Origin of the sequence: Mesorhizobium sp. M1396 (genome assembly GCF_040317725.1) — a bacterium.
In the GTDB taxonomy this organism is placed as follows: Bacteria; Pseudomonadota; Alphaproteobacteria; order Rhizobiales; family Rhizobiaceae; genus Mesorhizobium.
On sequence record NZ_JAMYLA010000032.1, the window covers coordinates 20,335 to 32,954 of the forward strand.

General features: G+C 63.3%; 9 protein-coding genes. 7 read left to right on the forward strand and 2 right to left on the reverse strand.

Annotated features, from left to right (window positions below):
* The first annotated feature begins 91 nt into the window (after positions 1-91).
* Positions 92-586: a YegJ family protein gene (locus NKH02_RS20770; protein ID WP_352881162.1), complete on the forward strand. Its 495-nt coding sequence runs from the start codon at positions 92-94 to the stop codon at positions 584-586.
* Positions 587-592: 6 nt separating this feature from the next.
* Here the strand turns inward: NKH02_RS20770 and NKH02_RS20775 are convergent, their stop codons facing one another.
* Together NKH02_RS20775 and NKH02_RS20780 are read right to left on the reverse strand one after the other, a co-directional pair.
* Positions 593-1,561, reverse strand: coding sequence for a hypothetical protein (locus NKH02_RS20775; RefSeq protein ID WP_352881095.1), 969 nt, complete (start codon positions 1,559-1,561; stop codon positions 593-595).
* A 67-nt stretch (positions 1,562-1,628) separates the two neighbouring features.
* A complete protein-coding gene (locus tag NKH02_RS20780) occupies positions 1,629-2,687 on the reverse strand; it encodes a CapA family protein (protein WP_352881097.1) in 1,059 nt (352 codons plus the stop codon).
* A gap of 107 nt (positions 2,688-2,794) precedes the next feature.
* Here NKH02_RS20780 and NKH02_RS20785 point away from each other — a divergent pair, with 107 nt between their 5' ends.
* The 6 genes from NKH02_RS20785 to NKH02_RS20810 all read left to right on the forward strand — a co-directional run bounded on the left by NKH02_RS20785 (position 2,795) and on the right by NKH02_RS20810 (position 12,615).
* The gene (locus NKH02_RS20785; RefSeq protein WP_352881099.1) at positions 2,795-4,051 is read left to right on the forward strand and encodes a hypothetical protein; all 1,257 of its coding nucleotides are present in this window, start codon (positions 2,795-2,797) and stop codon (positions 4,049-4,051) included.
* A 437-nt stretch (positions 4,052-4,488) separates the two neighbouring features.
* Positions 4,489-6,105: a DUF2778 domain-containing protein gene (locus tag NKH02_RS20790; protein ID WP_352881100.1), complete on the forward strand. Its 1,617-nt coding sequence runs from the start codon at positions 4,489-4,491 to the stop codon at positions 6,103-6,105.
* A 129-nt stretch (positions 6,106-6,234) separates the two neighbouring features.
* Complete coding sequence (uvrB, locus tag NKH02_RS20795) at positions 6,235-9,411, forward strand: excinuclease ABC subunit UvrB (protein WP_352881102.1); 3,177 nt, start codon at positions 6,235-6,237, stop codon at positions 9,409-9,411.
* A 115-nt stretch (positions 9,412-9,526) separates the two neighbouring features.
* Positions 9,527-10,432: a DMT family transporter gene (locus NKH02_RS20800; protein WP_352881104.1), complete on the forward strand. Its 906-nt coding sequence runs from the start codon at positions 9,527-9,529 to the stop codon at positions 10,430-10,432.
* A 305-nt stretch (positions 10,433-10,737) separates the two neighbouring features.
* Positions 10,738-12,267: an ABC-F family ATP-binding cassette domain-containing protein gene (locus tag NKH02_RS20805; RefSeq protein WP_352881106.1), complete on the forward strand. Its 1,530-nt coding sequence runs from the start codon at positions 10,738-10,740 to the stop codon at positions 12,265-12,267.
* Between the two features lie 72 nt (positions 12,268-12,339).
* The gene (locus NKH02_RS20810) at positions 12,340-12,615 is read left to right on the forward strand and encodes a type II toxin-antitoxin system RelE/ParE family toxin (RefSeq protein ID WP_352881108.1); all 276 of its coding nucleotides are present in this window, start codon (positions 12,340-12,342) and stop codon (positions 12,613-12,615) included.
* The last annotated feature ends 5 nt before the right edge of the window (positions 12,616-12,620 follow it).

The window sequence follows — 12,620 nt, forward strand, 5'->3', positions numbered from 1 at the left end:
CCATCGCTTGAAGCGGATGAAACTCGCGCTCCGGTTGCAAACCCGGAATGGATGCACCATGATGGCTGCGACCACGGTGAGGGGGCCTTCCATGAAACTCGCAGTCCGGACCATGATGTCCCTGATGCTGGCGCTTGCTCCGGGATCGGCCGGTGCACAAGGCGCGGATCCAGGCGACGACAAGACGGTTATCTTTACTCCCGACGATCCAGAGATGGCGGCGGCGACCGCGCAGGCACTCGCCAGCCTGGACGACTTCCTGGCACTGTCCAAGGCTCCTCCCTCCGGCACGGACAGATTCAAACTGAAGGTCAAGGTGCGGGACGGGAATGTCAGCGAACACTTCTGGGTCATCCCGTTCCGGCGCACCGAAACCGGCTTTGTCGGCATATTGGCAAACCAGCCGGAGGGAGTGCACAACGTCGTCCTGGGGCAGAACATAGAATTCACCAGGAGCGATATTTCCGACTGGGGATACACACGCGGCGGCCATCAGGTCGGCAGCTTCACCGTCTGTGTGATGTTCAAGAAAATGTCGAAAGAAGAGGCAGACTTCATGCGCGACGAATACGGCTTCGACTGCTGACAGCGATTAACCGATCTCGTCCTTCGCGCCGACCTTGCGCACCAGCGCCGCCGTCGCCAGCATCGCGCCCATGTCTGATATCATCGGCGCGACATGCGTGGTGTAGTCGAGCGGCACCGAAATATCCGGCAGTTCGAAGAAGTTCTTTGTCTGCGGCAACAGCAGGAAACCGTCGCTGCCGTTGAGCGCGACGCGGGCCGGGTCGTCCGGCCAGGTTTCGCCCAGCCATTTCAGTGCCTGCGCCAGGCGGCCTGTCACCAGCGGCCGCGCCGCCTCGGCATTGTCGGTGCGGAATTCATAGGCGGCGTCGAGTTCAGGCACGCCGGACGACAAGTCCTGCATCTTGCTGGCGAATATGCTGCGGAAGAAGCCGACGACCGCATTGGTCCGGCGCGTCGCCACCAATACCCCCGGGAACGGCTCGATCGCTTCGAAAGCGACAATGACACCCTTGAAGACTCTCGATGAATCCTTGCTCGACCCTACTCGCAGTTCTGCTTCGTAAAGCTCGAACGGAAACTCTTCGTAACGGCCCGAAACGACATCGTCGAACGACTGCTTGTTGAAGGCGCCGACCGCCTCGCGCGGCAGCCGGTCGAAAGAGTTCGGCCTCCCTCCATGCTGGTAACGCATATCCGCGATGAAGCCGAAGATGATTGGCAGCAGCGTCTCGCGGAACGATTGCTGCAGCCGCGTCGCCGGTTGCATGGCCTGGAAGTAGAGCACGCTCGAAGCCACCAAGCCGATGCCATAGAGAAACACATGTGGCGTCGAGAACCATTGCTCGTTGGGGTCGGCGACCTTGTTGAACAGCCAGGCGACCAGCGCCACGAACACCAGCACAAGGCCAACGAACACCGGCACCCGCCAGCGCACTTGGCTGGCCGCGGAGGCCCTCGCCGTCTCATAGGTCTCGATGTCTTTCCGGATACCGGCAATCACCGCGTCGCCCGGCATGAAATCCGCCGTTTCCATCGCCACCCCTCCGCAAGCCTGCCTCTGCCGTCGCATGATAGTCGGTTTTGCAAGGGCCGCCAGACGGTTAGGCGATGACACCCTCTTCGCTTGAAGAGGAAGGGAAGATTGCGCCCAATCGAGCTTCGACCCTGCCGCGCATCTGCTCAACCAGTGCCTCCACTGGCACTAGCCGCTCATGGTCGCCGGCGCGCACGCGCATGAAGGGATGCAGCCGGTAAGACGCGATGGCGCCGCGTGTGCCGGCATCGGCGCTGACATCGACGACGAAGATTCCTCCGATGCGGCCCGGCCATGTCTGGCGCGCAAAGGCGGTGCCAAGGAAATCGCCGAGCCCGTAAGCGACGATCGTCCCGTCGATCTTTTCCACCGGCTGCACGACATGGGCGTGATGGCCGGCGATCAGCCCGACGCCTTGCCCGGCCAGCCGCCTGGCCAGCGCCCGCGTCTCGGCGCGCGGAAAATGCCGGAACTCCCAGTCCCAATGCGGCACGGCACAAAGAAGATCGACACCATAGCGCGGCCAGCCGGCCGGATCGCTGTCCATCGATACGCGCCCGGCGAACAGGTTTTCATCGGCGTTGCGCCAAAGCGTGAAGGCGGCGAAGCCGATATCCAGCGGCCCGGCCTGGACAGGCACCACCGGACCATTGGCGGCCTGGCCGACCGTGCGGATGCCGAGCCGCTGCAGCGCCGCGACCGTCTCGTCGAAGCCGGCGACGCCCTGGTCGAGCACATGATTGTTGGCCAGTGACAGCACGAGCCTTTCACGCGCAATACCAGCCGCCGCCAACGCCTCGGCCAGGAACCGCTCGCTCATCGCATGATGCGTGCCGAGCCTCGTGCCCAGCGCCGCGCTTGGTCTGTCCACGACAGGGCTTTCGCAATTGCCGATCACCACATCGGCTGCTCCGAGCAGCGCCTTGATCGCGGGATCGCAGTCCGGCGCGCCGCGGTTGGCCACGGCCGAGATGTCGCCGACGAAGGCCAGCCGCACCGCCTGCTTTGGCGGCGGATCCATCAGCGTTCCCGCCATCGGTGCAAAGTCTTGCGCGCCGCCGGCAAGCGACGGCTTCAGAAAACGCGGTAGCCAGGACAGCTTGTAGGAAAACGGATAATTCGACACGCGGCGCCCAATTGTTTGCCTTGTGTAGACTGTCCTCGGGACGGGTTGAAGCGCGACGCTGCAAATAGTGTATGTTTGTTCCGCGCGACAAATATTTGGGGGGAAAGATGACACGACCGGCAAGCCTGCTGACATCCGCTTTCATGCTGATTGTGCCGCTGTCTTCCGCGACGGCGGCTATGCCCGAAGCGGCATCCGCTCTGTTCGAGGCGAAGACCGTGGCCGCGCGCGACGGCGCCCTGTCGACGCTGGAGGCCGCCGCGCCAAAAGACCCGGCATCAGCTTACGCCGCCGGCGCCGGCGAGTTCTTCACCGCGCTGGAAATCCTGGCCAGCGGCCTGCATCGTCATGGCTTCGAAAGCCCGCAATCCTTCATGCTGCCGCTAATGCGGCTGCCGGTGCCCGACAATCCGAACCCCGAACCGCTGACCTACGAGCAGTTCCGCGCCATTCTGGTCGCCTTCCGCGACCAGCTCGAAAAATCCGCCGCCACGTTTGCGTCGGTGCCGGCGGACGCCGATATCGGCATGGCAATCGATCTCACCCATACCGGCATCGATCTCAACGAGGACGGCACCATCGCGCCTGATGAAAGCATGGCCGCCATCATGGCCTCGCTGTCGCGCGGCGGCAGCGCGCCAGACGATGCAGCCCCCTCTTTGACCTTCCGCTTCGATCGCGCCGATGGCTACTGGCTGCAGGGCTATGCCGATTTCCTCATGGCGCAGGCCGATTTCTGGCTGGCGCATGATTTCAGGAGCACCTTCGACGGGTCCTTCCACATGCTGTTCCCGCGCGCCAAGCTGCCGTTGCAGGATATCCTGGTGCCGCCGGCCGGCGACATGGGCAGCAGCATATTCTCGTCGGAGTGGCGCATCGCCGATTTCATTTCGCTGGTGCATCTCGTCAACTGGCCGGTGGTCGAACCCGAGCGCCGGCAAGCGGCACGCCGTCATCTGCTGGAAATGATCCGGCTGTCGCGCGAGGATTGGAAGGCGATCCGCGCCGAGACCGACAATGACCGCGAATGGCTGCCGGGACCGCGGCAGAAGGGCGAGAACCCGCTCACCGGCCTCGAAGTCGGCGAGGAGCAGGTGCAGGCCTGGCTCGCCGCCTTGACCATGGCCGAGGATCTCCTCGAAGGCCGCGTACTGCTGCCGCATTTCCGCATCACCGATAAGGGCATCAACATGAAGCGCTTCTTCGACGAGCCAAAAAACTTTGACCTGGTGTTGTCGATTACAGGCCCGGCCATCGCGCCCTATCTCGAAAGCGGCAGGATCCTGACCAGCGACGATTTCGACCAGATCCAGCGCCAGTTCGGCGGCGGCGGGTTTCTGATGTTTGCGCTCTGGTTCAATTGAGGGCGCCACTCAAGGCGGCCGTCCAGGCGAAGAAATTGTGACAGGCAGGCGACGGTTTTACCTGAGACAGGCGCCTATTTGGCCAATTTTCACTGGCGGTCGCTTCGTTGCATTTGTCGCTGAAGGCGCCGCGAAAAAAATTTAGAAACGGCTGTTTTGCTTGACTCGGCGATCAAAAGCAGGCAGCAAAACGACGTCGGAGAGGCAACAACATCACTTTGCTGGCCGTGGACGAGGCCTGATTTGACCTAAATCCACATCTCGTCGTTGGTTTTGAGAGGGATTAATTAACCAACTTTGTCCATATTTTGAAGCAATCGGCAACCAACGACAGACGCGGCAAACGCGTCGGGGACCACCTGGGATCACTCACAGAATGGTCGTCGCGGCTCTCAAGGCCACGTACGGGGGAAACCGGTTGGAGCAAGATTGGTTGCATGGCGTTGTTGCGTAAAAAAAATTCCGGGGACGAGCGTTGGGACGGCGTGACCGCCCGCGACGCGCCATGTTCCTCATCCTTCACTCCTGAACGGATCGTCCGCTGGGTCGCCGTGCCCGGCATCAGCGCTGCCGTTGGCCTGTGGCTGATCGGCACCATGGTCGGCCTCAGCTCCGTCGGCGCCTCGCTGTCGGCGACATCAGGTAGCCTGCCGCGGAGCCTGTCGATGCCGGGTTCGTTCGCCCTTGCCGATCCGCTCAAGCAGCATTTTCTGAGAGCACCCTTCGCCCTTGCCAATGCCCATGGTGGCACGCAGGCCCTTCACGACCATGCCGTGCAGTGCGGCGCCAGTTGCTTCAAGCTTGCCCGGTTGAGCCCGCGGGCGGAGAAATCCGCGCGCCTCGTGGCGCAGGCAAAGCCCGTTCCCACTGGTGCAAAGTCGAAGTCGCAGGAGCGTTTCGAGCGCATGGAAGCGTCGCTTTCGCCGATGAAGCTCGCCGCTGCCTTTGCCGGTGCCGGAAAGCCCGTCGTCGCCGCAGGGGCCCGTCCCGTGATTTCCACCGTCGCGCCGCGAATTGCCGAGGCGTCGCTGGTGCCATCCGTCACGGTGATGGCCAGTCTGTCGGACGACATGCCGGTTCCGGCGGCGGAACGCTTCGCCCGGCTGGATACCGGCTCGGTCGTCGTTCAGACCGCGCCGCAGCCGATGGGCTTTGCACAGTCGGACGCGAAGACGCCGGATAATTCGCAGTTGGCGCTGGCCCTCGTGCAGTCGCTGCCGGTCGACGACGAAGCGTTTGCCTCACCGCTGCCGATCGAGGATTCGTCGGCCGACGTCGCGGTTTCGCCTGTCGAAACTCAGCAGGGACAGCCCGGCGACGCCGCCTCGCTGCCGGACGCGCTCACCGACGATGTGCCATTGCCGACCCGTCGCCCTCGGTTCGAAGCGCCGCAACCCGAGGTTGCACAACAGTCCAAACCTGTTCAGCAGCCGAAGCCTGTTCAGCAACCGAATCCGGCTCGCGGGACCGTCCAGCAGGCCCAGACGGACCAACCGGCCAAACCGGCTCGGCAAGGACGGCCGGCCGATGGCGGCAACGTGCTGGCCTATGCCAAACCGGACACGCCTTCGGGTGGCCTCGGCAAGGCATTCAAGAACCTGTTCAATTCGCCGAACCCCAGGAGCGGAGCCAGCAATGGCGTCGCCGTCTACGACATCAGCGCCGGGACCGTTTACATGCCTGACGGCTCGAGGCTCGAGGCGCATTCGGGCGTCGGCGCCATGGTGGACCAGCCGCGCTACGCCAACCAGAAGAACCGCGGACCGACACCGCCCAACACCTACAATCTGTCGCTGCGCGAGTCGCGCTTTCATGGTGTGGAGGCCTTGCGCCTGACACCGGTCGATGGCCGCAACAAATACAATCGCGACGGCTTCCTGGCCCATACCTATCTGCTTCGGGGCCGCTACGCCCAGTCGAGCGGTTGCGTCGCCTTCAAGGACTATGCGCGCTTCCTCGCCGCCTTCAAGAAGGGCAAAATCAAACGCCTCGTTGTGGTGCCGCGCCTGTCGTCTTCGCCGACGCAAGTCGCATCCGCCGCCAGGGGCGCGTAGTACCTACAGGCATTCGGCCGCACCTTTCGCGCCTTCTCCTGACAGCCTACTGTCAGGAGCCATGTTGTCCGGTACGCCTCGTCCCACCGCGCTCTTTCCATTTTGGCCAGGAAATCCCATATTCGGAATATGGCCAAATCTCCCGATCAAAAAACGCCTCCGACGGCGAATGACGACCGCGCCGCGCCGAAGCGGCGCAGTCCGCTGACCGATTTCCTCGACGCCTCCGAGCCGCTGCAAGGAGGCGGCTTCGCGGAGATGCCCCAGCCGGAGCTGTCGGGCACGCCGCTGACCGGTTCGATCGCGGATTGGGCCGAACAGATCGAGCAGGAAGCCGAAAAGCAAGGACGTCTCGTCGGCAAGGGCGATGGTGGCAAACCACCGAAGCCATCGAAGAAGATACCCGAGCGCTCAAGCTCGCCGGGGCGCAGCGCGCGCGGCACCTCGATGGGTGGCGCGGCATCAGCCAGGGAGCGCACGGCAGCCGGCCTCAATCCGGTCGCCGGTCTCGACATTTCATTGGAAGACGCCGAGACGATGGCCTCGGGCAGCGTCACCGCGACGGTGGCTGCCTTGTCGGCACTGATTGAATCCGGCAATCCGCTGCACAAGGACGGCGTGCTGTGGACACCGCACCGCCCTGCCCGTCCGGAGAAATCCGAAGGCGGCATCGCCATCAAGATGGTGTCGGACTTCGAGCCGGCTGGCGACCAGCCGACAGCGATCAAGGATCTGGTCGAAGGCGTCGCCAACAACGACCGCACCCAGGTGCTGCTCGGCGTCACCGGCTCCGGAAAAACCTTCACGATGGCCAAGGTGATCGAGGAGACGCAGCGCCCCGCGCTGATCCTGGCGCCGAACAAGACGCTGGCGGCCCAGCTTTATTCCGAGTTCAAGAAATTCTTCCCCGAAAACGCCGTCGAGTATTTCGTCTCCTATTACGACTATTACCAGCCGGAAGCCTACGTCCCGCGCACCGACACCTTCATCGAGAAGGAATCCTCGATCAACGAGCAGATCGACCGCATGCGTCACTCTGCGACGCGTTCTCTGCTTGAGCGCGACGACGTCATCATCGTCGCCTCGGTGTCCTGCATCTACGGTATCGGCTCGGTCGAAACCTACACGGCGATGACCTTCCAAATGCAGATCGGCGACCGGCTCGACCAGCGCGCTCTGCTCGCCGATCTCGTTGCCCAGCAGTACAAGCGGCAGGACATCAACTTTGTCCGCGGTTCGTTCCGCGTGCGCGGCGACACGATCGAGATCTTCCCGGCCCACTTGGAAGATCGCGCCTGGCGCATTTCGATGTTCGGCGACGAGATCGAGCAGATCACCGAATTCGATCCGCTGACCGGCCAGAAGACCGGCGAGCTGAAAAGCGTCAAGATCTACGCCAATTCGCACTATGTGACGCCGCGCCCGACGCTGAACCAGGCGATCAAGTCGATCAAGGAAGAGCTCAAGCACCGGCTGGTGGAACTTGAACGGGCTGGTCGGCTGCTGGAGGCGCAGCGGCTGGAACAGCGCTGCCGCTTCGACCTGGAGATGCTGGAGGCCACCGGCTCCTGCGCCGGCATCGAGAATTATTCGCGCTATCTGACGGGCCGCCAGCCGGGCGATCCGCCGCCGACACTGTTCGAGTACATTCCCGACAATGCGCTGGTCTTCATCGACGAAAGCCACGTTACCGTGCCGCAGATCGGCGGCATGTATCGCGGCGACTTTCGCCGTAAGGCGACGCTGGCCGAATACGGTTTCCGCCTGCCGTCCTGCATGGACAACCGGCCGCTGCGCTTCGAGGAATGGGATGCCATGCGCCCGCTCTCCGTCGCCGTCTCGGCGACCCCGGGCGCTTGGGAGATGGAACAAGCCGGCGGCGTCTTCGCCGAACAGGTCATCCGCCCGACCGGGCTGATCGACCCGCCGGTCGAGGTGCGCCCGGCCAAGAGCCAGGTCGACGATGTCGTCGGCGAAATCCGTGACACCACCAAGGCCGGCTATCGCACGCTGGTGACGGTGCTGACCAAACGCATGGCCGAGGACCTGACCGAGTATCTGCACGAACAAGGCATCCGCGTCCGCTACATGCACTCCGACATCGACACGCTGGAACGCATCGAGATCCTGCGCGATTTGCGCCTTGGCGCCTTCGACGTGCTGGTCGGCATCAACCTTTTGCGCGAAGGCCTCGACATTCCCGAATGCGGCTTCGTCGCCATTCTCGATGCCGACAAGGAAGGTTTCCTGCGTTCTGAGACCTCGCTCATTCAGACCATCGGCCGCGCCGCCCGCAACGTCGACGGCAAGGTCATCCTCTATGCCGACCAGGTCACCGGCTCGATGGAACGGGCGATGGCCGAGACCAACCGCCGCCGCGAGAAGCAGATGGAGTGGAACGAGGCCAACGGCATCACGCCGGAATCGGTCAAGTCGCGCATCTCCGACATTCTGGATTCGGTTTACGAGAAGGACCACGTCCGCGCCGACATCTCGCAGTTCACCGACGGCGCCGGCGCCATGATGGGCAACAACCTGAAAGCCCATCTCGATGCCATGGAGAAGCAGATGCGCGACGCCGCCGCCAATCTCGACTTCGAGAAGGCGGCCCGCATCCGCGACGAGATCAAGCGGCTGCGCGAGATGGAACTGTCGATTTCCGAAGACCCGCTGGCCAAATACGCCGACATGGAAAGCCCGGTCTCGGGCCGTGAAAAGGGCAAGCACAACAAGGGCGTGGCCAAACATCGTACATCAGAGGAACAGGACCGTTTCCGCAAGCTCGACGAAGCACGTGCCGCCGAAGAAGCGGCCAAGGCTGCCCGGCCCAACCTCTTCCGCAAGCCGGCGCTTGACGAGATGGGCGCCGATGGCGCCGTGCCAGCGAAGAGGCCGCTGTTCGCCAAACCTTCGCTCGACGCCATGGGTCCGGGCACCGACATGCCGACCCCAGCCGGTGCGGTATCGCGCTCGCTGTTCAAGAAACAGTCGGCCGAAGAGGCGCACGGTTCCGACTTCGGCATTCCCGGCGACGCCACCAAGCCGCTGTTCAAGAAGAACTCGCTGGATGAAATGACCGTGAGGCGCACGGAAAAGCCGGTCGAGGGAAAGGTGCCAACAAAGCCCCAGCCGATCTCCCCCCCTGTGGGGGAGATGTCCGGCAGGACAGAGGGGGGCGCGAAGGATCGCGACGATTCCGCCAAACCAGTTATTCGTCAGCGCGCCGGCATCGGCTCGTACGAGGATCCAGGCGATGTCCGCCGGGAAAAGCGCCGGCCGGGGAAGACAGGCAGACCGGGACGGTAGAGCTTCACACTGTCGACTGGCTGGACCACGCCCCACCCTTGTCAGTTGCCAGTCGAAACGATACGGGCCACGGCAGCTTCTCCGCTTCCAACTGCAAGAAACGGCCGCCCGCACAATGAAACCCAAAGACATCGTCGCCTATATCTTCTTGGCCGTTACCTGGGGCTTGTCGTTCCTTGTGCTGCTCAAGGTGGTGCACGCCTTCGGCTGGGTCGGCGCGGTCACCTTGCGCTCGCTGATCGCCGGCATCACGCTCCTGCTGCTTGCCGCCGCGACCCGACGCCGGCTCGATTTCAGCGCCGGCTGGCGGCGCTTCGCCGTTGTCGGCGCGACGACGGTTGCCGCGCAGCTTGTCGGCCTATCCTATGCCACCCCGCGCATCGGCACGGCGGTGGCGGCCATCCTTGTTGCCGCGATCCCACTGTTCTCGATGATCCTCGGCCAGCTATGGGGGCTTGAGCGCATCACCGTTCGCGGGCTGGCCGGACTATTGCTCGGCGCCTTGGGCATCATCGTCCTGGTCGGTTTTCCCGCAGTGCCGATCACGGCATCCTTCGCTTTCGGCTGCGCCGCCTCGCTGTTCAGTTCCTTCTCGGCCGCCTTCGGCAGCAATTACGCAAACCGACATCTGGGCTTGGCCGGCTCGTGGGAACTCACCAGTGCCGCGTTCCTATTAGGCGGCCTGATGACGCTGCCATTGCTTCTCGCCGTACCGGTGCCGGCGATGCCTCGGGCCATCGACTTCCTCTATCTCGCCGTCCTCGCCTGCGTGATGAGCGCGTCGACCTACATCGTCTATTTTCGGCTGGTTGCCAGTATAGGCGCGACCAGGACGATCAGCGTCGAATTCGCCGTTACGGTGATCGCGGTGCTGGTCGGCACCAGCATGCTTGGGGAGTCGCTGACCGTAATCCAGGGCTTTGGCGCCGTCGCGATCATCGGTGGCTGCATACTGGTGCTCGATCCGTTCCCGCGCCGGGTGAAAGCGGTAGCCTTGCCTTCCGCCACGCCCTTGGTGTAGTCAGTCCGCACACTCGAACGTCTTGAAAGGAGGGCTCACGTGTTCGATTTTTCTCGTCACCATCGTCAGCGTGGCCCGATTTCTGCCCTGCGAGCTTGCTTGCAGGGCTGACCAGGGACGGTCCGGGGTTTCCCGCTTCGATTTTTTGGTCTGCCCTTCGTGGTGCAGCAACGCCGAGCCTGATGGCCGGCACGCGCACCGTCAAAGTGCATTGAGCCGCTAGAGCATGATCCCGAAAAGTGGGAACCGGTTTTCGGAAAAGATCATGCTCCGACAAAGAGGCGGCCAAGACCAGAGAAATCAAAATGGCCCTGATCAGCCTCAAATCCCTCGGCGTCACCATGAGTGCGCCGCTGTTTACCAACCTCGACCTCACCATCGGCAGCGGCGACCGGCTCGGCATCGTCGCCGCCAACGGCCGCGGCAAGTCGACCTTGCTGAAATGCCTGACCGGCGAGATGGAGCCGACCTCCGGCGACATCACCCGCACGCGCGGCCTGCGCGTCGGCCATGTTGAACAGTCCGTTGCCCCTGCCCTTCTGAGCCACACTTTTCATCAGGTCGTGGCCGATGCCTTGCCGGCCGAGCAGGCCGACAGCGAGCTGTGGCGCGTCGACGTGGTTCTCGACTCGCTCGATGTACCTGAGCCGATGCGCGAACGGCAGATGCAGGCGCTGAGCGGCGGCTGGCAGCGGCTGGCGCTGATCGCCCGCGTCTGGGTAACCGATCCGGACGTGCTGCTGCTCGACGAGCCGACCAACCATCTCGACCTTGCCCGCATCAGCCAACTCGAGACCTGGCTGAACACGCTGCCGCGCGAGGTGCCGGTGGTGATCGCCAGCCACGACCGTGCCTTTCTGGACGCCACCACCAACCGGACGCTGTTCCTGCGCCCGGAGCAGTCGCCGGTGTTTGGCCTGCCCTATTCCCGCGCCAGGCAGGCGCTCGATGATGTCGACGCCTCGGCGGAGCGCAAGTTCCAGCGCGACGTGAAGGTCGCGCAGCAATTGCGCCGGCAGGCGGCCAAGCTCAACAACATCGGCATCAATTCGGGCAGCGATCTGCTGACGGTGAAGACCAAGCAGCTCAACCAGCGCGCGGAAAGACTGGAAGAGGCGGCGGCTCCGGCGCATCGCGAGAAATCGGCCGGTGCAATCAGGCTGGCCAATCGCGGCACCCACGCCAAGGTGCTGGTCACGCTCGACGACGCGGCCGTCGAAACACCCGACGGCACGCTGCTGTTCAGGACCGGCAAGCGCCACATCTGCCAGGGCGATCGTATCGTCCTGCTCGGCCGCAACGGCGTCGGCAAGTCGCGCTTCGTCACCCTGATCCGCAACGCCATCGTCGAACCGGACACGGTACAGAATGTGAAGGTGACGCCGTCCACGGTGCTCGGCTACAGCGACCAGGCGCTGTCCGGGATCAGCGGCGACGACACACCGCTGGCGCTGGTCTCGCGCCGCTATGATGTCGGCGAGCAGCGTGCACGGTCGCTGCTGGCCGGCGCCGGCGTGGTCATCGAGATGCAGGAGAAAAAGATCGGCGTGTTGTCCGGTGGCCAGAAGGCGCGGCTGATGATGCTGGCGCTCAGGCTAGCCAATCCCAACTTCTATCTGCTTGACGAGCCGACCAACCATCTCGACATCGACGGCCAGGAAGCGCTGGAAGCCGAGCTGTTGGCGCATCAGGCGAGCTGCGTGCTCGCCTCGCACGACCGCTCCTTCATCCGCGCCATCGGCAACCGCTTCTGGCTGATCGACAAGCGGAAACTGACCGAAGTCGAGGCCCCGGAGGATTTCTTCCGTTCGGTAGCGGAAGTCAACGGATCATGAAGGTCGACTGGCATGTATATTATTTGCTTACAGACTCTTGTTTTTTGTAAGCAATCTGTTTACATGTGATCCATGATCAAGTCCTTCAAGAACAAGCTGCTGGACCTCTTTCAAACCGGAAAAACCGGCAAGATCGACGCCAAGATGCACAAGCGCATTCTTGTCCGGCTTGACCGCCTGGAAGCGTCAGAGAAGCCGGAAGAGATGAACCTCCCCGGCTTCGATTTCCACCCGCTGAAAGGCTTCGATCCCATCCGTTACACGGTCCACATCAACGGCCCGTGGTGCATCACATTCGAATTCGACGGCAAGGACGCCGCCCGCGTCGATTTCGAGCAATACCACTGAGGCGG